The 22,771-nt window shown below is 43.6% G+C and carries 17 protein-coding genes; 7 read left to right on the top strand and 10 right to left on the bottom strand.

Annotated elements, in window-relative coordinates; translation table 11 throughout:
- Positions 1-226 precede the first annotated feature (226 nt).
- From dapD to I1A42_RS01840, 3 genes are all read right to left on the bottom strand, one after another.
- Positions 227-1,258: a 2,3,4,5-tetrahydropyridine-2,6-dicarboxylate N-succinyltransferase gene (dapD, locus tag I1A42_RS01830; RefSeq protein WP_161153038.1), complete on the bottom strand. Its 1,032-nt coding sequence runs from the start codon at positions 1,256-1,258 to the stop codon at positions 227-229.
- Positions 1,259-1,538: 280 nt separating this feature from the next.
- Entirely contained in the window at positions 1,539-1,832 is a 294-nt protein-coding gene (locus tag I1A42_RS01835) for a YebG family protein (protein WP_161153037.1), read from the bottom strand.
- 112 nt (positions 1,833-1,944) lie between these two features.
- The gene (locus tag I1A42_RS01840) at positions 1,945-2,838 is read right to left on the bottom strand and encodes a LysR family transcriptional regulator (protein ID WP_161153036.1); all 894 of its coding nucleotides are present in this window, start codon (positions 2,836-2,838) and stop codon (positions 1,945-1,947) included.
- Positions 2,839-3,030: 192 nt separating this feature from the next.
- On the opposite strand from I1A42_RS01840, the gene recC reads away from it, so the two are divergent.
- From recC to recD, 3 genes are all read left to right on the top strand, one after another.
- Complete coding sequence (gene recC, locus I1A42_RS01845) at positions 3,031-6,483, top strand: exodeoxyribonuclease V subunit gamma (protein WP_196123761.1); 3,453 nt, start codon at positions 3,031-3,033, stop codon at positions 6,481-6,483.
- A 281-nt stretch (positions 6,484-6,764) separates the two neighbouring features.
- On the top strand, positions 6,765-10,379 hold the full coding sequence (recB, locus tag I1A42_RS01850; protein WP_196122502.1) for an exodeoxyribonuclease V subunit beta: 3,615 nt from the start codon (positions 6,765-6,767) through the stop codon (positions 10,377-10,379).
- The gene (recD, locus tag I1A42_RS01855) at positions 10,379-12,475 is read left to right on the top strand and encodes an exodeoxyribonuclease V subunit alpha (RefSeq protein ID WP_196122503.1); all 2,097 of its coding nucleotides are present in this window, start codon (positions 10,379-10,381) and stop codon (positions 12,473-12,475) included. Before recB ends, recD begins: the two co-directional genes overlap by 1 nt.
- Before the next feature lie 47 nt (positions 12,476-12,522).
- On the opposite strand, the gene I1A42_RS25130 is transcribed toward recD, so the two are convergent.
- Together I1A42_RS25130 and argA are read right to left on the bottom strand one after the other, a co-directional pair.
- Entirely contained in the window at positions 12,523-12,714 is a 192-nt protein-coding gene (locus I1A42_RS25130) for a hypothetical protein (RefSeq protein WP_161153141.1), read from the bottom strand.
- Positions 12,715-13,044: 330 nt separating this feature from the next.
- The gene (argA, locus tag I1A42_RS01860; protein ID WP_161153033.1) at positions 13,045-14,382 is read right to left on the bottom strand and encodes an amino-acid N-acetyltransferase; all 1,338 of its coding nucleotides are present in this window, start codon (positions 14,380-14,382) and stop codon (positions 13,045-13,047) included.
- Positions 14,383-14,555: 173 nt separating this feature from the next.
- Here argA and I1A42_RS01865 point away from each other — a divergent pair, with 173 nt between their 5' ends.
- The 4 genes from I1A42_RS01865 (at position 14,556) to csdE (ending at position 17,496) form a co-directional block, all read left to right on the top strand.
- Entirely contained in the window at positions 14,556-14,951 is a 396-nt protein-coding gene (locus I1A42_RS01865; RefSeq protein WP_329604796.1) for a DUF2850 domain-containing protein, read from the top strand.
- A 73-nt stretch (positions 14,952-15,024) separates the two neighbouring features.
- On the top strand, positions 15,025-16,125 hold the full coding sequence (gene mltA / locus I1A42_RS01870; protein WP_161153032.1) for a murein transglycosylase A: 1,101 nt from the start codon (positions 15,025-15,027) through the stop codon (positions 16,123-16,125).
- Between the two features lie 109 nt (positions 16,126-16,234).
- Positions 16,235-17,044, top strand: a complete 810-nt coding sequence (gene tcdA / locus I1A42_RS01875) for a tRNA cyclic N6-threonylcarbamoyladenosine(37) synthase TcdA (protein WP_161153031.1) — start codon at positions 16,235-16,237, stop codon at positions 17,042-17,044.
- 20 nt (positions 17,045-17,064) lie between these two features.
- Entirely contained in the window at positions 17,065-17,496 is a 432-nt protein-coding gene (csdE, locus tag I1A42_RS01880; RefSeq protein WP_161153030.1) for a cysteine desulfurase sulfur acceptor subunit CsdE, read from the top strand.
- 306 nt (positions 17,497-17,802) lie between these two features.
- On the opposite strand, the gene I1A42_RS01885 is transcribed toward csdE, so the two are convergent.
- From I1A42_RS01885 to I1A42_RS01905, 5 genes are all read right to left on the bottom strand, one after another.
- Positions 17,803-18,954: an esterase-like activity of phytase family protein gene (locus I1A42_RS01885; RefSeq protein WP_196122504.1), complete on the bottom strand. Its 1,152-nt coding sequence runs from the start codon at positions 18,952-18,954 to the stop codon at positions 17,803-17,805.
- A gap of 107 nt (positions 18,955-19,061) precedes the next feature.
- Complete coding sequence (csdA, locus tag I1A42_RS01890; protein WP_161153027.1) at positions 19,062-20,276, bottom strand: cysteine desulfurase CsdA; 1,215 nt, start codon at positions 20,274-20,276, stop codon at positions 19,062-19,064.
- A 10-nt stretch (positions 20,277-20,286) separates the two neighbouring features.
- On the bottom strand, positions 20,287-20,886 hold the full coding sequence (locus I1A42_RS01895; protein WP_196122505.1) for a DJ-1 family glyoxalase III: 600 nt from the start codon (positions 20,884-20,886) through the stop codon (positions 20,287-20,289).
- The gene (gene panE / locus I1A42_RS01900) at positions 20,883-21,788 is read right to left on the bottom strand and encodes a 2-dehydropantoate 2-reductase (RefSeq protein WP_161153025.1); all 906 of its coding nucleotides are present in this window, start codon (positions 21,786-21,788) and stop codon (positions 20,883-20,885) included. Before panE ends, I1A42_RS01895 begins: the two co-directional genes overlap by 4 nt.
- A gap of 160 nt (positions 21,789-21,948) precedes the next feature.
- The gene (locus tag I1A42_RS01905; protein ID WP_196122506.1) at positions 21,949-22,755 is read right to left on the bottom strand and encodes a nucleoside-specific channel-forming Tsx family protein; all 807 of its coding nucleotides are present in this window, start codon (positions 22,753-22,755) and stop codon (positions 21,949-21,951) included.
- Positions 22,756-22,771 lie beyond the last annotated feature (16 nt).

Below are 22,771 nucleotides of genomic sequence, written 5' to 3' on the forward strand. Positions count from 1 at the left end.
TGCCGTGATTGAGCTTGACCTAGGCTCGTTGATGAAGCTCTGAATCCTGCATCTTGAGGTCATTTGGGTATAACTATAAGCACAAAATATGCCATATGACGGATATAGGAAAAAGGCTAGCACTTAGGTGCTAGCCTTCCATCAATAGCATGTTTTAAAAGATAATTTTAAAACTCTGGCCTGATTAGTTGTTGCTGTGTAGCGCGCTGTTTAGTTCAACTGCTGATTAGTTGTTGCTGTGTAGCGCGCTGTTTAGTTCAACTGCTGATTTGTTTGCTAGGCACTCAACTTGACCAGTTTGTGAATTACGGCGGAATAGTAGATCAGAAACCCCTGCTAGGTCACGTGCTTTTACAATTTCTACTTCTTTTCCTTCTTTATCTAGCATGCGTACTTTTGTACCCGCTGTTACATAAAGACCTGATTCAACAGTACAACGGTCACCTAGAGGGAAACCAAGACCTGCGTTTGCGCCAAGCAGTGAGTTTTCGCCGATAGATACAACGACTTTACCGCCACCAGATAGCGTACCCATGATAGATGCGCCGCCGCCGATGTCTGAACCATTGCCGACCATAACACCAGCAGAGATACGACCTTCAACCATGCTTACACCTGTTGTACCTGCATTGAAGTTAATGAAACCTTCGTGCATAACGGTTGTGCCTTCGCCCACGTGAGCACCCAAACGTACACGAGACGTGTCAGCAATACGAGTACCCGTTGGTACCACGTAATCAACCATTTTAGGGAATTTATCAACACAATCGACAGACAGTGCACGGCCTGCTAGACGAGCTTCGATTTGACGGTCTGCCAATTCAGGTAGATCGATTGGACCTTCGTTAGTCCATGCAATGTTGTGTAGAAGACCGAAGATGCCATCAAGCACAGTACCGTGAGGTTGTACTAGGCGGTGTGAGATAAGTTGAAGTTTTAGGAAACCTTCAGCAACGCTTGTTGGCTGTTCATCCGTCGCCAAAATAACGAGTACAAGAGGTTGAGATGAAGCAGCTGCTTTTTCTGCAAATGTTGCGCTTGCTGCCTGATCGTTTGCTGCAAATACTGCTGCGATAGCCGATGCTTGTTCTGCCGCTACTTCAACCGCTTGATTACCTTCAGCATAATCGGTTGCTGCTGTTAGTTCTGCAACCAGTTTGTCGCTTGGATTTAGGATTGGCGTTGGGAAAAATGCTTCAATGATTTTTCCATCACGGTTTTTTGTTGCGCTACCAAAGCCAATTGCAAAGTGAGCCATAAGGAGTCTCCATTTATTTAATTTGTTATTCCAGCACTCGTGGGTTGAGCCGAGCCACGGTGATTTGATTTGTTGAGAGCCATCTTAAAGAGAGTTTTCCGCAGAAGAAAGGGCAAAAGTGTAAGACGTCGGTTAGACGATACCCTTTGTCTTTTTATCGATATGTATCTTTAGGCGGAAGTTGGCTGTTTTAAATGAAAAAACCGCTGCGATGGCAACGGTTAGGTATTAATGTCTCAGTGATTTGAGACTGATGATATAGCGAAAGAAAAAAGAGAGGTTACGCTGCGTCGTCTACCGCTGGTTTTTCTTCTTTTACTGCTTTTGGTTTTTTCGGCGTTGGTTTACGTTTTGCACCGAGAGCATAAAGCACGTCTTCTTTATTTTGCGCAAGGAACATGGCCAGTTCTTCTTGCTTGTCTTCCTGCTCTATTAATTCACTTTTACCTAGCAACTCAAAAAGCTCATCCGCCATATCCAGCATTTTGTCATAAGCGTCAGCTTCGGCTTTTGAGGTAAAGGTCATTTTCTCTTCTCCGTTGCGTTCCACCACGTACTTAACGATGACAGCCATGGTTAATCCTCTATTAGTTTGCTCATAAAATTACTGTCTATTTATACAGCAGGTTTACTAATAAGTCTAGTGACTGTTGGTAAAGTGAGATAACACGCAGGCAGGCGTTGCACTATTCACTATCCCATTGATGACAAAAGTGAATAAAGTGTTTCAATAATGGGCTTTGGTATTTTTCTTTATGAACTAGAATCCAAAAGCGACGCTTCATATCTAAAGGAATATTTAAAATGTGAACTCGGCGGTCCGCCACGGCAGCGTGAGCAGCAAGGCGTGACAAACAGGCAAAGCCCAAATTTGCCGAGACACTATTAATGATCGCTTCTGTGGTATTGAGCTCGAAGGCTTCATGCCATTGTTCTATGCGCGGAGCTACAGTACGTAAGAAAAACTCGCGTGACCCCGAGCCTGCCTCACGTAAAATCCATTCACTGTTTTCTAATTCGCTGACCGCAATTTTATCTTGTTGCGCTAATGGATGAATGGGTGAACAAATAATACACATTTCATCTTGGCTAAATTGACGACTCATTAATTGTGGATGCTGGGTTTTTCCTTCTATTAAGCCAATATCCAGTTCATAGTCGACCAGTTTTTTACAAATCAGTGCAGAGTTGGAAATAAACAAGCTTTGGGCATTGTGCTGGTATTGCTCGCGAAACTCACTTAATAGATACGGCGCGACTTGGTTACCTATCGTATCACTGGCGCCAATATGCAATTGACCAGATAGCGTTTGCTCGTCGTTAAAAACTTGATCAAGTTCATCCATGCGGCCAAGTAGCTCATCAGCAAAGGGGAGCAGTTTTTGCCCTTCTTGGTTGAGGATTAAACGGTTGTTCACGCGGTCAAACATATCGTGGCCTAACTGTTTTTCCAGTTCTGACAGCGCCATGCTCACCGCGGCTTTGGATAAGAAGAGTTTTTCGGCAGCTGCGGTGATGGTCTTTAGTTGTGTGATGGTGGTGAAAACACGTAACTGCTTGAGAGAAATATGGGCGGCCATAAATAAGTTAAGTCTTGCTGAACGAATATGTCTAATAATTAGGAAAAGCCAAACAAAGTGCAAGTGAAGAATGAGAATTCAATATTGCTGCTTTCTTCATCCTTTGAGCTGTAAAGCGGTGAATTTGCTCTTTGGTGGTAGTCAGTTATGTTACTCTCAACAGAGTTTAATTTTGAAATGGCTGTGCGCATTGTGTTTACCATTTATCATTCCAATAAAGTCGATACCCTAAAAATTCTCTTGGTTCATCTAATCAAAAATGATCCTTTAGCGAACCCTTTTGAGGCTGAGCAAATATTGGTGCAAAGCCCTGGTATGTCGCAATGGTTGAAAATGGCGTTAGCGCAGGAGCTTGGTGTGGCGGCGAACCTTACGTTTCCACTCCCCGCGACGTTTATTTGGGAAATGTTTACTCGGGTGCTGCCTGATGTGCCAAGTCGCAGTGCGTTTAATAAAGAAGCCATGACTTGGAAATTAATGGAGTGTTTGCCAAGTTTACTCGACCAAGACGAATTTGCGCCTTTGCAGCGTTACCTGCAAGGGGATGTCGACCAATCTAAGTGTTATCAATTAGCGGAAAAAATCGCCGATATCTTCGATGGTTATCTTGTATATCGCCCAGACTGGATTGCAGCTTGGGAGCAAGGTGATATCGTGGATGAAATTGGTGATGAACAACCTTGGCAGCCGATTTTATGGCGAGAGCTGTACCAATACACCTTGTCCCTCGGTCAATCTCATTATCATCGTGCTAACCTCTATGATCGCTTTATTGAAGCGCTAGCTCAAGGGGCTGTGGATCTGAGTAAACTTCCGAAGAGGTTGTTTATTTTTGGTATTTCTTCATTACCTCCTCGATATTTAGAAGCGCTTAAAGCGTTGGGTGAACACATCGATGTGCATCTTATGTTTACCAATCCTTGTCAGCATTATTGGGGGGATATTCGCGATCGTAAATATTTGGCTCGGGTTGAGAGTCAACGGCGTAAAAAGCTTATTTTACAAGCTCAATCGATAGATGTGCTGGAAGAGGTATCGCCCTTAAAAGGCTCGCTTGATGATTATATCGAAGATGAACTGCATACTGCTGGAGCGGTCGGGAACAGTTTACTGGCTTCAATGGGAAAATTAGGGCGAGATAATTTGTACCTCTTATCACAAAGTGAAAATGATGAGCACCAACTGTTCATTGATCTTGACCGTGATAATTTACTCCATCATTTGCAAGCCGATATTCTGAATCTTGAAGAGCATCAAAATGATCAAATTATCGATAGCAGTGAACATAAACTGTTATTAACGACTGACGACCGTTCTGTCACTTTCCACTCTTGCCATAGCCCTATGCGGGAAGTGGAAGTATTACACGATCAAATGTTGGCTATGTTTGATCGTAATCCCAAGTTAAAACCGCGCGATATTATCGTTATGGTATCGGATATTAATGCCTATAGCCCCTATATTCAGGCGGTGTTTGGTAACGCACCGGGCGAACGTTTTATCCCTTATTCGATATCAGACCGTACTGCCGATCAAGAAAGTCCGTTACTGAACGCATTTTTGCAATTGATTCAACTACCACAGTCTCGTTGTTTAGCCTCTGAATTACTCGAAATGTTAGAAACGCCAGCCATGATGGCGCGTTTTGAGTTGGATGAGGACGAATTTGATATTGCCAAATGTTGGATCGAAGAGTCTGGCATTCGTTGGGGATTGAATGCTTCCACTGCCCAAGAGTTTGATTTACCGGAAACCGATCAAAATACATGGCAGTTTGGTATCACACGGATGCTATTAGGTTATGCGATGCCACCAAGTGTCGATCTTTATGAGCATCAGCAGGTTGCGTTAGCCCCTTACAATGAAGTGCAGGGTATGAGTGCCGAGTTGGCGGGTAAGTTAGCTCACTTCATCGAAACGGTCAGTGACTACCGCCAGAAATTAAATCAAACGCAATCAATAGAATCTTGGCGTGAACATTTGACTCAAATGCTCAACGATTTTTTTGCGGTTGATTTAGAGGGAGAGATCGCGCTGCAATCTATACGGGATACGTTGGCGCAGCTTAAAGAACAGTTGATTGATGCTCAATATGAGCAGGATATCGCGCCGATTATTATCACGCAGTATCTAACCGATAAACTGTCGGGCACACGAGTTAGCCAGCGGTTTTTAGCTGGGCAAGTGAACTTTTGTACCTTGATGCCAATGCGCTCAATCCCATTTGACGTTGTGTGCCTGCTTGGTATGAATGATGGCGTCTATCCGCGCTCTATGCCGCCTGAAGGGTTTGATTTAATGAATAATCGAACTCGTCCAGGTGATCGTTCTCGCCGAGATGATGACCGTTACCTGTTCTTAGAGGCAATGCTTTCAGCCCAGCATATTTTGTACATCAGCTATGTGGGACGTTCGATTCAAGACAACACCGAACGTGTACCTTCAGTACTGGTGAGTGAATTACTTGAATATTGTGGGCAAAATTATGCCTTAGTGGGTGATGAAACGTTGGAGAACGATGAGTCGGCACGAAATGTCTCTCGTCACCTTGTTCAGCACCACGCGATGGTGCCATTTAGTCCGAATAGCTTTTTGCAAGATGGCAGTTATGCACGCGAATGGGCTCCGGCGGCGTTAAGGCAAGGACAAGCCGCCGGGCAATTTAATCTCGCTTTGGATGATTACTTATTGGATGCAAGTTTTCCTCTCGAATTAGACCTAGTAGAGCTGCAACGGTTTTGGCGTTTACCCGTGCAGTACTTTTTCAATCGACGCTTGAAAGTGCAGTTTGAAATGCCGCAAGCGGTAATGGAAGATGATGAGCCGTTTGCTTTAGGAGGGTTAGCCAGTTACCAATTGCGCGATGAATTGTTGGGTGTTTTATTAGAGTGTGAAAGTGACACAGAGCAGCAGCAAGCCATTGAGCATTTCGCTAAACAGCAGCGAGCTCAAGGTAAGTTACCCGTAGGGGCTTTTGGTACGTTAGAACTGGAAACCAACCGGGTGCAAACACAAGAGTTAGCCCAACGAATTCGCTTTTTGTGTCAATCGCCATTAGAGGATGCGGAAGTGAATGTTCAGCTTGATGTTCTCGGAGAAGGTAAGCCAGTCGTGCTGGTGGGGTGGTTAACACAAGTTTATCAATCGGGTTTAGTGCGCTACCGCAGTGGCAGTATTCGTTCACAAGATATCTTGGCTGCATGGATTGATCATTTGTGTTTATCGGTTTCTGGTATTCATAAGCCAACGCACTTGATTGGTTACGACCGTAAAGAAGGGGTTGTCCATCAATCGTTTGCTCCACTGGAATCATCGCAAGTGGCTCTGTCTTTATTGAATGAACTAGTCAGACTGTTTTATCAAGGATTGACCGAGCCGTTACCTTATTTTCCAAAGACCGCGCTAGCGAGTATTGAAGCGGGTTTTTCTCGTGGCAAATGGGTTGATGATGAAGATAAATCCCACAAAAAAATGGCCGACAGTTTTAATGATGGCTACATGAGTGTAGGGGAAGGTAATAATCCGTATATTCAGCGTATTTGGCCGCAATGGCATGAGGCATTAGCGCACCAAGTTAGAACATACGCCACATTGGTTTTACAAGCACCGCGCTTAGGTTTGCATGATGAAATGGCTAATGAATAAAGGAATGAGAAAGGTATTTGTGGCCGCCAGGAAATCATTATAAGTGTAGGGTGTTTACTGTACGGCCACGGGTCAGAGGGACCTGTAATAGGTTTATATCCGTTAAGATATGTTATGCGGCGATTGTAACGGGCACCAGTATGGTGCGCCGTGAACAAGATCTCACAAAATGAGGGCATTGCCCCTAAAATAGCGACTAAATACCAATAATGTTGTTTAGATCACACAGAAGTCTCTTGGCGAATAACCAGGTGTATGACGTTAAAGAAGGTAATTAAATCATGACTGCAACATCAGATATAAAACCCGTTGCTCTCGATCCCATGACATTCCCTCTGCATGGAGCGCGTTTAATCGAAGCGTCCGCAGGGACTGGGAAGACATTTACCATTGCCGGTCTGTATCTACGTTTATTACTTGGACATGGCTCTTTAGACACTCGCCACCAGATGCCATTAACGGTGGACCAAATTTTGGTCGTGACCTTTACCGAGGCTGCAACAGCAGAATTGCGTGATCGTATTCGAGCTCGTATTCATGATGCTAAAATTGCTTTTTCTCGAGGTCAGAGTAGCGACCCGGTCATAAACCCGTTGCTAGTTGATTATGAAGATCATCCTTTAGCCGTTAAATTGTTAACCGAAGCTGAACGTCAAATGGATGAAGCGGCGGTGTATACCATTCATGGTTTTTGCCAACGAATGCTGACACAAAATGCGTTTGAATCAGGAAGTCGCTTCAATAATGAGTTTGTTACCGATGAAAGCCAACTGAAAGCACAAGTCGTTGCGGACTATTGGCGTCGTCAATTTTATCCACTGCCACTTGCATTGGCGGCGGAAATTCGCCGTATGTGGGGATCACCAGATGACTTGTTAGCAAAAATCGGTGGTTACCTGACTGGTTCTCCTTTGACCTTGACTACGCTACCAATGAGTGGTGATTTAGCGCAATTACATCAGCAGAATTTAAGTAAAATTGATGAGTTGAAAGCGCTGTGGCGCGAGCATCAAGATGATATCGAAGGTTGGATTGCAGGTTCTGATATTAACAAACGCAGTTATAGTAAAAAGTCTCTGCCACAGTGGGTTGAAGCGGTCAGTCATTGGGCTGCAATGGAAACAACGGGTTATGATATCCCCGATAAACTAGAGAAATTTGCCCAACATCAGCTGATCGAGAAAACACCAAAAGGTAATGCTCCGACGCATGAGCTGTTTGTCGCAATCGAACAGTTTCTCGAACGTCCTGTGAGTTTAGAAGCCCCTTTGATCGCTCATGCCATTCAAGAATGTCGAACTATGCTAGCGAAGGCGAAGCAGACTAAGCAGTGGTTGTCGTTTGATGATTTGTTAACTCAGCTTTCTGCAGCGCTTGATGAGGATGAACAAGGCTTACTCGCTGAGCGTATTCGTCAGCTTTATCCGGTTGCCATGATTGATGAATTCCAAGATACCGACCCTCTGCAATACAGTATTTTTAGTCGAATCTATCTGGATAATCCTGCGACAGGCTTATTTATGATTGGAGACCCCAAACAGGCAATTTATGCGTTTCGTGGTGCCGACATCTTTACTTATATCCGCGCGCGTAACCAGGTGACCGCTCATTACACGTTAGGAACGAACTGGCGTTCTAGTGCGGATATGGTTGCGTGCGTTAATCAAGTCTTTACCAATCCAGATAGCCCTTTTATTTATGATCAAGATATTCCCTTTTATCCGGTAAAAGCGAGCCCAACCGCTGCCAGTAAACATTGGTATTTAGGTGAGCAGCAACAGCCTGCACTCACTTATTGGTTACCAGATACAGAGGGACAGTTAATCACTAAAGGCGATTATTTAACTACGATGGCAACGGCGACGGCCAGTCAAATTCAAGCCATATTAACCCAAGCGCAGCAAGGACAAGCAACGTTTAATCAATCTAAAGCCATTGAGGCGGGTGATATTGCTGTGCTGGTCAGAACGGGAAATGAAGGGCGTTTGGTTAAAGAGGCATTAGCTAAACAAGGTATTGCCAGCGTCTATTTGTCGAATCGTGACAGCGTGTTTACCAGTTCAATTGCGCAAGATATTCAGCGTTTACTACAAGCGGTGTTAACCCCCGAAAATGATCGCACGTTGCGAGCGGCACTGGCCAGTCCGCTTTTTGCTTTGAATGCACGCCAGCTTGATGCTCTCAATAATGATGAAAATGAGTGGGAGAATGCTGTCAACGAGTTTAAGTCCTATCGGCAACTGTGGGTTAACCGAGGCGTATTACCGATGCTTCGTGCGGTGTTAAGTCAACGCCATATTGCTGAGCGTTGGTTGGCTGAATCGGACGGGGAGCGCTACTTAACCGATTATTTACATATTGGCGAATTATTGCAGCAAGCCAATCAAGATATCGATAGTGACCATGGATTGTTGCGCTGGTTAGCCCAGACGATTAGTGATGTTGAACAAGGTTTTGGTGGTGCAGAAGATCAAATTCAGCGTTTGGAATCTGAGCGACATTTGGTACAGATTGTTACCATTCACAAATCGAAAGGTTTGGAATACGACTTAGTCTTTTTGCCTTTTGTTATCGGCTACCGGGCTGCGTCTGAAGGGAAGTATTACGATCCCAATAGTGGTAAAACCATGTTAGATATCACTGGCGATAGCTCTGCATTACAACAGGCAGATAAAGAGCGGTTAGCTGAAGATTTACGTTTGATTTATGTGGCGTTAACCCGAGCAGTATATGGCTGTTTTATTGGCGTGGCTCCTCTGCGTAATGGTCGCTCAACCAAAGAGCCATCAGGTGTTCACCAAAGTGCAATGGGATATTTGCTACAAAATGGTCAAGAAGGTGGCATCGATTTACTTGAGCACTCTTTACATCAAGCCATTGATGGGTTGAATGCGCAAGTGACATCACCGCTTGAGTTACCTGATACTCCATTTGTACCCGTTGCTCAAGAGCAAGACAGTCTGCCTATCCAAGAATTAACCACTCCGATTGATCGCCATTGGCGAATGACCAGTTACTCTGGATTAGTGAAGCAAGGGAGCCACCATAGCGTGGATGCTACCGTAGAAATATCGGGCTTTGATATCGACTCGGCTGATGAGCATGATGAAACATTACTGCTAGAGCCTGAACGGACGATTTTTACCTTTCCGAAAGGAGCGCAACCGGGAACCTTCTTACATAGTGTCTTTGAGCATGTTGAATTTACCGAACCCGCAACCAGTGAAAATAATACTCAAGTTCTGATGGATTTGTTAGAACGGGAACAACTTGATGTTGAATGGTTACCGGTATTACAACAGTTAGTTGATCAGGTAATGAACACCGCTTTAGATGGTAAGAAGCTCTGTTTAGGAAGCAAAACATCAGAGCAACGTTTGGTTGAAATGGAGTTTTTATTACCGCTGGTGGTATTAGATTCCCCAAGCTTGAATCGCATAACTCAGCGCCATGATCCTTTGTCGGCTAAAGCGGGCAATCTAGGGTTTTCGACTGTGCAGGGCATGTTGAAAGGTTTCATCGATTTGGTATTTGAACATCAAGGGAAATACTATGTATTGGACTGGAAATCGAACCATCTGGGTGATGAACCAGAAGCGTATCAAGGTGGGCGACTAGAATCCGCAATGGCAGAGCACCGTTACGATCTTCAGTATCAGATTTATTCACTGGCGTTGCATCGCTTTTTACGTAGTCGAGTCGCCAACTATGATTATGAGCAACATTTTGGTGGCGTTTATTATCTGTTCTTGCGGGGGATTGATGGGCAACCTAACCACGGAATTTTTCACGCTAAACCGAGTAAGCAATTTTTGACGGATTTAGATCAACTGATCGATGGGCATCAGCCAGACGCACGCGCCACTTCAGCAGGACAAATGGAGCTCGATTTATAATGTCTTCCCTTTTATCGGATTTATCTTTACTCGCGCAGCAAGGGACGATTCGTCAGCTTGATTATCAGTTTGCGCGTTTTATCGCTTCCCAATGTGATGACAATGAGCTGCCTTTAGCAGTGCTTGCGGCTGCTTTAAGTGCTGAGTTAGGGCGTGGACATATCTGTTTACCTATGTGGGATAATCACGGTCAGCTAACGGATATTCTGGCTAAGCTCGGCTTATTTGGTGCCAGTGCTGACGCCTTTAAACGTGACTGGATCGAAACGGATTGGGTTGAGCTGTTGCGTTCATCTAGCTTAGTTGCTTTGACTGAACAACAACAACATCAGCAGCATGGTGTTCCTCTGGTTTTTGATGGCAAGCGTCTTTATTTACATCGCTACTGGTATTATGAAATAGCATTATCTCAGCGATTGAACTCGCTAGCTGCCCCTGTCGCAATTGAGCCTGGTGAGCTTTCAACACTCAGAGCGCGATTGGATAATTTGTTTAGTCGTGACTATCACTGGGTAATGCAAGCGTTACAAGAATCGACAACTGAGGTTGAGCGGCAGAGAAAGCTGATTGATGTGCTTGATATCGTTGCCCCTGATGGTTTGAATTGGCAAGCGATAGATGTGTGTTTAACGCAGGCGACAACAGCGCAAGACCTTAATCAGCTTGATCACTTAGTTCCTCTTTCAGCTTGTTTGAATTGGCAAAAAACAGCGGCTGCTGTGGCTTTAACTCGTCGCTTTACCGTGATTTCTGGTGGCCCTGGAACGGGAAAAACGACGACGGTGACGAAATTGCTTGCGGCATTGATTAGCCAAGCTAAGCAAAGCCTCACCATCAAATTGGTAGCGCCGACAGGTAAAGCTGCTGCGCGTCTTACTGAGTCTATTGCAAAAGCAGTCAATCAATTACCCGTAGAGCCTGAACTAAAAACGCTTATTCCAACCGAGTCGAGCACCATACATCGATTGTTGGGAGCCATGCCAAACAGTGCTGAATTTCGCCATAATCAACACAATCCATTACACCTCGATTTGTTGGTGGTAGATGAAGCTTCCATGGTGGATTTACCACTTATGGTCAAACTCGTTGAGGCTTTACCTAAACATGCGCGTTTAGTGTTGTTAGGTGATAAAGATCAGTTGGCATCAGTCGAAGCAGGAGCTGTGTTAGGGGATATTTGCTCTTTTTTACGCCAAGGGTATAGCCTAACACAAGGGCAACTGCTTGCTAACTTGACTGGCTATGACTCACTGGCATCAGTGCATCAAACCAATGTAACTCCAATTGCTGATTGTCTTTGTATGTTACAGAAAAGCTATCGGTTTAACGCAAGCTCTGGCATTGGGCAATTAGCGAAAGCGGTGAATTCGGGGCAGGGTTTAAAAGTCGACCAAGTATGGCAACGAGAGTTTGATGATATTACTCACCATGCTTTAAGTAGTGATGCTTACAATCAGATGATCCAAGCATTGGTGAAATCCTATTCGTTTTATTTGGAAGCGACAAACCAGAGTTTCTATAGTGAAAGTCAACAAATATCCATGCCACTAAAAGCGAAAACAGTATTGCAACGCTTTAACCAAGTACGTTTACTCTGTGCGATACGTGACGGCGATTTTGGTGTCATAGGGCTCAATCATCGTATTGAGCGAGGACTCGTCGCTAGAAATAAAATAAAGGTGCAGGATGAGCAGTGGTATCACGGTAGGCCGGTCATGGTGACGAGTAATGATCATGCGTTAGGTTTGTATAACGGTGATATTGGCATCTGTATGCGCGATGAGAGTGATTCAACCTCAAGGCTAAAAGTTTATTTTGAATTGCCAGATGGTAGTGTGAAAGGCGTGCTGCCAAGCAGAGTGCCGCCACATGAAACCGCTTATGCTATGACAATTCACAAATCACAGGGGAGTGAGTTTGAACACGCATTGATGATCTTGCCACCAGAGTTTAGCCCTATTTTGACGCGTGAACTGATTTATACCGGGATCACTCGGGCGAAAAAGAGACTCGATCTTTACTGTGACACGGGGATACTTAAGCGTGGTATTAAACTACAGACGCTGCGTGCCAGCGGCTTAAGCGAACGTCTGTAACTGTATTAGGGAGAGATGTGGTCTCCCTGGTACTTGGGTATATTCTCTTAGATGGGATTTGGAGCGACGACACTTGAGAAACTAATGTTGTTAATCTTGTAGCGTTCTCTAATGCCCAACATATAAGATCTTAACTGGGTATTAGCATGAAAAACACAGTGGACGTTGAGCCCTTCTAAGAGTTCATTATCAGCCATATCCCAAAAACTTTGCAGTGAGTTGCAAATGACGGTTTTCATTGATTTATTGCTCTGAATTTGGTGGTTATCAGTAGTAAAAATCATCCTTGCCATCAATATCTATCCTTTGAATATTTACTATAAGGCTGGTCGTCTGCTTCCTTCTGCTCCGCTTTTCGCGCACTTACCGCTTCCTTTAGACGTGCTCAACCTCTTTTTGAGTGCTCAGTAAAACATGACCTGAATCACAAGGTGAGCGAATTTTACACAGTTTGTACTCAAAAAGAAAGTGGTTATAAAGTGTTTAATTGATGAAATTAGTTGCATTAAAAAATAACCCCCTGAGTAGGGGGTTATATACAACTTATTGAATTTGATTGAATGGAGTTATTACAGCTTCAATACGAGAATTTTTGAGCGGCGTTGGTAGTTATAAAGGTGTTGTTTCGCAACAGGAAGGGCTTCGACACCGACTTCGTTAAAGCCTTGCTCTCTGAACCAGTGTAAACTTTGTGTTGTTAAGACAAACAACTGCTTAATACCGATATTTTTAGCCTCATGCTTCATATGATTCAGTAGCACTAAACCACGATGACCATCTCGATAATCTTGGTGAATGGCAACGCAAGCCATCTCGGCCATTTTTTCTTCATGGTAGGTGTACAATGCGGCACACCCAATAATGAGCCCGTCTTTCTCAATAACCGTAAATTTGTGTATTTCTTGTTCCAGTTGTTCACGAGAGCGGCGCACCAAAATTCCTTTTTCTTCAAGAGGAAGAATCAGATCAAAAATGCCACCAATATCATCGATATGGGCTTGGCGAACCTGTTCGGTACGAGCTGTGACCACTTGGGTTCCGATACCATCAAAAGAAAATAGCTCTTGCAGTACTGCACCGTCATCTTTGTAGCTTACTAAATGGCTACGGGGTACACCGGCACGGCAAGCAGAAACGGAAGCACGTAAAAAGCGCAATGTGCCAGTCGTGTCATCTAACTCTGGGTTACTTTCAGACTCAAGACGTTGAATCAGCTCTTCTACTTCAGTCGGAAATAGTTCTGCAATTGCATTACCTTTTTCATCGATAATCCCTTGCTCAGAACAGAAGCCAATCAGCTTGTCGGCTTTAAGTCGAATAGCAACTTGGGTGGCAATTTCTTCTGATAGTAAGTTGAAGCATTCCCCTGTCACTGAGCTTGCGATAGGGCCGAGCAAGACCACAGAGTCTTGGTCGAGGATACGATTAATGCCTTCAATATCGATTCTTCTTACTCTGCCACTATGGCAGTAATCAATACCGTCATCGACGCCAAGGGGTTGAGCAATAACGAAATTACCACTAACGATGTTGAGTTTATTCCCCGCCATTGGGGTGTTATTCATACTCATTGATAAGCGAGCTGTAATGGCCAATTGTAACTGACCAGCGGCCTGCATAACTAAACCTAACGTGAGCTCATCAGTGATGCGGACACCTTTATGGTAGGGAGTTGAATGATCTTTAGCAGTAAGCAGATCGTTGATCTGAGGACGAGCACCATAGACAAGAACAATCTTGATCCCTAAACTATGTAGAAGTGCCAAATCACTGATAATATTAGGGAAGTTTTTATCTGCAATGCCTTCGCCACCAAGCATAACCACCATGGTTTTACCACGGTGAGCGTTGACATAAGGTGCAGATTGTCTAAACCCTTTGACAAGTGCGGTACTGCGAAATTTCACTGCTAAACGTTCCTTTTGTTTAAATATGTCTAAATAATGACTTTTTATTCAGGTATAAACAAGTTTTTTTTGCGCTCTTGTGGAATTAATTGCGACATTCCTTGGGACTATACCTCTTGTGGGTTACACTTTTGATAAAGTCCTCATTCGATGTCCTTGACAGGTAGATTATAGTGGCCAAAGACAAAAAGAAGATCGTAGAGTGGTCGTTATTGACATTTGCTTTAGTTGGCACTATCTGTGTTGCAGTTCTCTATGGTTTTTTGTATCACAAAGCTCAATCTGCACTTTCTCCTAAAAAAAGTATTATAGGAGATTGGGTCGAGCAAAATGTGGCGCATTACGCAGCGATGACGATTGAGATCAGAAAGAATGCGATTGTCATACATGGGCACACTGTTACGACTGATTATGATTTTGATGGTGTGTATTTAAGTTATGAGGTAGGGGGCATCGAATACAAATATAAGATGGCTGATAACTCGAATACCGAAATGAAGTTAATTACTCCGTCGTATTATAACCCTGTCTATCGCCTGTCAGGAAAATACAAAAATAACATCAGGTAACGTTTCTAACGTTGCGCTAAAGGCTTGAGTTTGCCATGCTTGGACCGTACCTAAATTTACGGATAACTAGCTTGTGATTAAACGTTTTTTGCCTCTTGCTTGTGTTGCTTTACTGTTTGGTTGTGCTCCAACAGATCGTGGTCAACAATATTTAGATAAGACCTTTCCGGATCGCTTAAACCGAGTCGACCACATATCATCCAACTCTCCACGTGACTACGCGACTTTTGCTAAGCAGAGTGATGAAGTCGTAGAAACATCTCCATCTCTCGCTAATGTTTATCAACCGTTGTATGAAAAACTGAAAGAATGGTCTCTTGAAAGTGGTGATCCATCCGAGCTCGCTAAGTATGGTATTCAAACTGCGCAGTTAGGCGGAGGAGATAGCGAAGGTAATGTGTTATTTACTGGCTATTTTTCACCGGTGATTGAACTACGCCATCAAGCCAATGAAACTTATAAATACCCGGTTTACGCAAAACCAGAATGTGATGTCGATTGCCCAACACGAGCGCAAATATACGATGGGGCACTCAACGGGAAAAATCTCGAGCTAGGGTATTCGAGCAATTTGATTGACCCGTTTATTATGGAAGTGCAAGGCAGCGGTTTTGTTCACTTTGGCGATGATGACACACTCGAGTATTTTGCTTACGCAGGAAAGAACAACAAAGCGTATATTTCAATTGGTAAAATATTGATTGATGAAGGTGAAGTGCCAAGAGAAAAAATGTCACTTAAAGCCATCAAAGAGTGGGTTGATAGCCATAACGAGCAACAAGTTAAAGAGTTACTCGAGCAAAACCCATCGTACGTGTTCTTCCAACCAAGAGCGGCAGCTCCGGTAACCGGTACGGCTGGCGTTCCTTTGTTACCAATGGCATCAGTGGCTGGCGACCGTTCTATTCTCCCAATGGGGACACCAATTTTGGCAGAAGTGCCATTACTTAATGCGGATGGTACTTGGTCTGGTACTCATGAACTGCGACTGCTGATTGTGTTAGATACCGGCGGCGCGGTGAAAGATAATCATCTCGATTTATATCATGGTATGGGGCCTAGAGCCGGCACAGAGGCTGGGCATTACAAGCACTTTGGTCGAGTATGGAAGTTGGGCCTCAAAGATTCCACGACACAATCACCTTGGGCTATGCCTCCAGAAAAGTTAGAATAGACTTTTTAGACAAGAGTGCGTATAAAACGCACTCTTTGTGTTTATAACACCACCCAATTCTGCTTTTTAAGGCCGAGTTGGCTGAATAACTGCATCTGGATATAGTGTTATGCGTGAACTTGACTCCCCCGCTTCTGATAATTACAACCAACGCTTTGGTGGTACTCGTCGTTTATATGGTTACGATGAGGTCGATATTTTGCGAGCAGCTCATGTTTGCGTCATAGGCATTGGCGGTGTTGGGTCATGGGCAGTAGAAGCGTTGGCAAGAACAGGAATCGGTGAATTAACGTTGATCGACATGGACGATGTGTGCGTGACGAATATTAACCGACAAATTCATGCCATGACTGGGACTGTTGGTCAGAGCAAAATTGAAGTGATGGCTGAGCGCGTCAAATTGATTAATCCCGAGTGTAAAGTCAATTTAATTGACGATTTTATTACGCCGGACAATCAACATGAATACTTATCAAAAGAGTTTGACTACGTTTTAGATGCTATTGATAGTGTTAAGGCGAAAGCATCACTTTTGGCTTATTGCCGCAGTAATAAAATCAAAGTCATTACCACTGGTGGTGCTGGTGGCCAAGTAGACCCAACACAAATTACAGTGGCTGATCTTACTAAAACCATTCAAGATCCACTGGCTAAAAAACTTAAAGATCGTCTGCGTCGCCATCATAATTTCCCTACGAATCCTGCCCGTAAATTTGGCATTGATTGTGTGTTTTCTACAGAACAACTTAAATATCCGCAAGCTGATGGTTCAGTGTGTGGGACAAAAGCGACAGCTGAAGGTCCTAAACGTATGGACTGTGCGAGTGGGTTTGGAGCAGCAACCGTTGTGACTGCGAGTTTTGGCTTTGTGGCTGTATCTCGCATCGTAGATAAATTGATTCAAAAACATCGTAAATAATGTATCGCTTGGAGTGTGCTATGTCCTCTTTTCCATCTTCTCCCTTTGGTACTGATATAAGTAGCGAACAGGTTGTTGATGTCATGTCACAATTTACCAGTTGGGAAGATCGTTATCGTCAGATAGTTATGTGGGGTAAAAAACTCCCGATAATGGATGATGAATGTAAATCTGAAACGATAAAGGTAAGTGGTTGCGAAAGTCAGGTTTGGCTGATTGCAAAGCAAGAGGATAATGGCTTGTGGTATTTTCACGCAGATTCAGATGCGAGAATAGTACGTGGTTTAATTGCTATCGTAATGGCTGCGTATAATGGCCACACTGCCGAGCAAATACAGCAGTTTGATATCGATGGTTATTTTACAAGGTTAAATCTGTTGAGTCATTTATCGCCATCACGAGGTAATGGTTTGAAAGCCATCGTTGATCAGGTGAAAAATATTTCCCAGTAAAAACGAAGTCCCACTCAGGGACTTCGCTTGTATTATACCCAAGTAACCTCAAGATGCTGTTTCAGCGAGAATGTATTCGCTCTTAGGCAAGGCACTGATTTGAAGACATAGTCATTCTACGTAGAAAATCAGTAACACAGCCTAGGAGCGAATAAAACTCGCCCTTTGGGAGCTCATCAACAAACCTATTTCTGCGCCCAATCACGTTAAAAGGGAATGACCATTCCTGCCGTGATTGAGCTTGACCTAGGCTCGTTGATGAAGCTCTGAATCCTGCATCTTGAGGTCATTTGGGTATATCCGTAATTAATGAATGGAAAACGCCAATAGCTGAGTTATTTCGTGGCGATTGAAATTATTATCTGAGATCAAGACTAACGTTTTAGTTCCATCCTCTAAGGTTGGCCCAAAACTTATCCCTTCGATATTATCAAGTTGCTTGAGATTCAGAGTATTCAAATTGAGTAATAAATGCTTTTTCATTGGCTTAAACGATGTTGATGCCAAGCTGTCTTGATTCATAACATTGGTCGCACCTTGTGTGGAAACTTCATAAATGCGAATAAAATTATGATAGCTGCCTTTAGCATCTTGAATCCCAGCACGTTCTAAAAATAGTAAGTGATTATTATCAATAGCTAAAATTTCTGATACGCCATTGTCTGCATGTTTTCCTTTGCCAGGATTAGCAGGCCAAGCGTCGACAGGATAAACATACTCCGCAACAATATGTCCTGATGCATCGTATTTCGTGAGTCGGGCATTCGCTCCGTGCTTGCCATTTGGGACATTTCCATCTTGTTTAACTGGTGCTTCCATTGCAGCATAATAGTACTCTCCGGATGGAGTAAAACTACTGCCTTCTAATGCTAGATTATCGTAGAACCCGTATTCCGGTTGCTTATTTTGTAGCTTAATTTGCTTAGGCACGGCCACCGAGTCACGAAATTGACCGTCGAGAACAGAAGCATCTCTGATAAATGGATTCAGCCATAACTTACGGTCCCCTTCACTGGTATAGCGTAAAGTGTGGTTGTTAGGATTAAACCGGATGGACTCAAAATCGGGTACTGTACCATGATGATCGAATTGCTTAGCGGATAAATAAGGGTGGTCATCCGGTTGATAGAAGGTGACCATCTGATTTATTTTGAATGGTGATATTTGAGTCGCAGTGATGGTCATGGTACCTAAGTATGCCCGAGCTGGGCCATGCTCGACACGATCGTCACTGATCACAACCCACTGTTTTGTTTTGGGGTTGTAATCAATACCGGAAAGCCCACCAACCCAAGTGTGGTTGAAGTGAGTGTTGTTAGGGATGCGAGTTTCGCCAATCCATTGTAGGTTCTGTATTGGCCATATTGAGCTTGATTGTGAAGTGGTGGGTACGGTTTGGCACCCTGACAAGCCGCCGATAGCGGCAAGTATAAATAGTGCTGAGTGTGTTCCTTTCATGCTGTCTCCCTAAATGTGTGCTATTGCATAATTTATCGTTAAGGAGACAGGCTGTATAGGGGGATAAAAATAAATAACCAAGTCAATTAAATAACATGATCAGGGCGTTACAAAATATCCACAGCCTTTTTTACGCTGGAGATCAGGCGGTCGACATCTTGTTGTGTGTTGTAAATAGCAAACGAGATTCTTACTGTTCCTTTTATTCCCAGAGCATCCATCAGTGGGTGGGCGCAGTGGTGTCCTTCTCGTACCGCAATAGCTTGTTGATCCAACAGAGTAGCAATGTCTTGATGATGAACGCCTGGCATAACAAAACTGATGATACCTGCATCAGGCTGAAAACCGATAATTTTGATATCATCAATGGTGTTTAGCGCCATCTGGGCATTCAATTGCAATTGATGAATATGCTGCTTCACCTCATGATGATCAAATTGTCGATACCAATTAATTGCCGTAGCGAGGCCAATGGCTCCCGCGACATTTGGTGTACCCGCTTCAAATTTTGCAGGGGCTTGAGCAAAGCTTGTGCCTGTATCAAATGACACCTTATCAACCATCTTGCCGCCACCTTGCCACACAGGCATGGTATCAAGTAATTCTGGCTTAGCATAAAGAACACCGATGCCATTGGGGGCATAGAGTTTATGTCCTGAAAATACATAAAAATCTGCATCCAGTTCTGTGACATTCACTTTCTCATGGACAATGCCTTGTGCGCCATCAACCAGAACTTTGGCTCCAATCTGATGAGCAGCAGTAATCACTTGCTCAATAGGCTGACGTGCGCCAGTGACATTGGTGATATGGGCAATGGCGACAATTTTACAACGTGTTGAAAGCAAAGAATTAAATGCATCAATATCAAACTCACCATTGTGAGTGATTGGTACTTTAATTACTTTTGCACCCGTTTGTTCCGCGATGAGTTGCCAAGGGACAATATTGGCGTGATGTTCATTTTCACAGATCAAAATTTCATCGTTAACACTCAGCTGCTGGCGGCCATAGCTTTGAGCCACGAGATTAATCGATTCTGTCGCGCCCCGTGTCCAAATGACGGTGTCAGGAGAGCAAGCCCCAATGAATTGGGCAACCGTTTCTCGTGCCTGTTCAAACAATGTGGTTGCTTGAGCGGTGAGGTGGTGACTACCGCGGTGTACATTGGCATTATGGGTTTGGTAATAATCTGCCATTGCATCAATGACACATTGAGGTTTTTGAGTGGTGGCTGCGTTATCTAAATATGTTAATGCATATTCATTAACGCTTTGATTTAAAGCTGGAAACTGCGCTCTAATTTGTTCAATATTGATCATTAGTAACTGCTTATTCTTCGCTGAGTTTATCATAGTGAAGTTGAGGTAGAACCACGAGTGGCTCGGCAATTTGCTTGGCGAATGGCTTGCCTGATAAGCGAATAATAATTTCTATAGCAAATTCTAGCGCCGTGCCTGGACCTTGACTGGTCAGCAAATTTTGATTCACATCGAAAGTGACGCGTTTAGCTCGCCATAAATCAGCTGGAATATCAGACTGAAAATTTGGGTGGCATGTCATTAGAGCGCCAGAAAATAAATTGTGATGTTGTAGTACGACGGCGGGTGAAGCACAAATTGCCGCCACAAGTTTACCATCGTATTTCTGTTGTTTAATGATCTCAATTAACACAGTACTGTCACGAAAGGCTTCTGCTCCCCCTAACCCTCCGGGGAGAACAACAGCATCAAATTCATCATCAGCAATATCAACAAGAGTACAATCTGCGGTTAATGTGACTCCTCTAGACGCTTTCATCGTCAGATTGCCTTCGAAATCAGCACTAGCAATGGTCACTTCGTAGCCTGCACGCGTCAGAATATCAATAATGGTAATGGCTTCCATTTCTTCCGTACCGGGTGCAATTGGCACTAAAATCTTTTTAGTCATAATTGACTCCATTGTTTTTCTAATTTTTTAATTTGTTGAAATAATTGCTTATTTTCTGGTGTTTTTATCCCATGCTGCTGGGCTATTTTTACTAAGTAACCGTTAATAAAGTCTATCTCGGTTGGGCGCTGATGAATAATATCTTGTTGCATTGAGGAAAAATTATCGGCGGTCGCTTGGGCAACAGACAAGATCTGTTGGCGCAGTACAGCGTGTGTGATAGAGATGCCTTCCTGCGACATGACTAAAACCAATTCTTCCACCAATTTGTTGATCGTGGTGGTAAATGTGTCACTTAACAACTGACCATTTTTACATTGGTGAATCGCTGTTAAAGGATTAATCACACAATTTACCGCTAATTTGGCCCATAAAGGCACTGAAATATCATTGACCCAAAGACTATTTGGTAAAGCATGCTCAAAAACATCAGCAATAAACTGGCATGACTCTCCTTTACTGTTGAGAGCTCCGATCGTGGTTTGACCAAGACCAGTATGTCGAACGTAATCTGACGAAGGTTTCCACGCACCATGAGTCGTGGTTGCAAGTAATGTTGGGTAATGTTTTAGCGCTGGGAATAATTGATCGGTTGCCCCCATTCCATTTTGCATGAACATCAAAATGGTATCTGTATGAATATGCTCAAGCAAAGGGGATAGGGCTTGTGTTACTTGCCAAGCCTTAACGGTAACCAAAATAAGATCTGCATGGTTAAGTTGAGAGTATTCTTGTGCTGGAAATGAGATGTGTGGATGTATTTCACCATCGACGTTTTCAAGAGTAAGAGATGAAGTCGGGCGAATGTGTTTACTCCACAAACTGACCTTGTGCCCAGCCTGATATAAGGAGTAAGCCCACAGTGAGCCTATAGCGCCAGGACCCACGATTACAATATTCATTTCTTTATCTCACCTCGTTAATTGCCATGTAAGGATAATGATCGGAGGTGATAAAGCCAAGCAGAACATTTTTGAATATGTGAGACCGTAACAGTGGGATATAAAAATGGCGCGTATAAACGCGCCATTTGTGCAAATTCTTAAATCAGATCAGATTAGATTAGAATTTATATGTTACGTCGAAGTAGTGACCAACACCTGAAGAACGGAAAGATGATGTATCTTTGATACCGTATACGTTGTCGAATACTTTTAAACCATAACCAACAGCAAAGCGGTCACTGTGCCAGTAAATGCCGTTAAACCATGCTAGACCGTGCTTAGACGTTGCACCCGCTTCTTCTTGTAGGTCAAACTCGTAATCCAAGTAACCTTGATAAGCAATGAATGAACCGTTTTCGAAGTTAACAAAAGGCTTGAACCAAACAGTAGAGAACTGATAACCGTTCCATTCGTTTGCTTTAATGTTGTAAGTTTTGTAAAGGTTAAACTGCACCTTACCAAACCAAGGTACCATTACGTCTGCGCCGATACCATTTTTCGTTGCGTAACCAGCGCTGTCAGATTCTTGACCGTCGATAGTAGTATAATCTGCGATGTACCATTCTTTAATTGGACCTACTGACAGATCAGTATTGAATAAGCCATCAAGTGACATACGAGGAGCAAGTTTCACGAACATTTTGCTACCGTTGCCGTTTTCTGATGATTTATCGCTATCGTCATCGTCAGTTAGGTTGAATACGTCTAGGTAACCGTACAGGTCAAAGATGCCTGAGCGGCCGCCGAATTCCATTTCAAAATAAGTGTGGTTGTTATTACCCGGTTTTTCTTGCAACGCGTGCATCAGGTTGAACTGGAACCATTTGTAATCATTTTTATGAGTATCGCCGTCACTGTAGTCTGCTGCCATTGCTGGTGTCGCTACGGTTAGAGCTAGCCCAAGAGCTAAAAGTAATTTGCGCATTTCTGTGATTCTCTAC

This window comes from Vibrio nitrifigilis (assembly GCF_015686695.1).
GTDB classification, from domain to species: domain Bacteria; phylum Pseudomonadota; class Gammaproteobacteria; order Enterobacterales; family Vibrionaceae; genus Vibrio; species Vibrio nitrifigilis.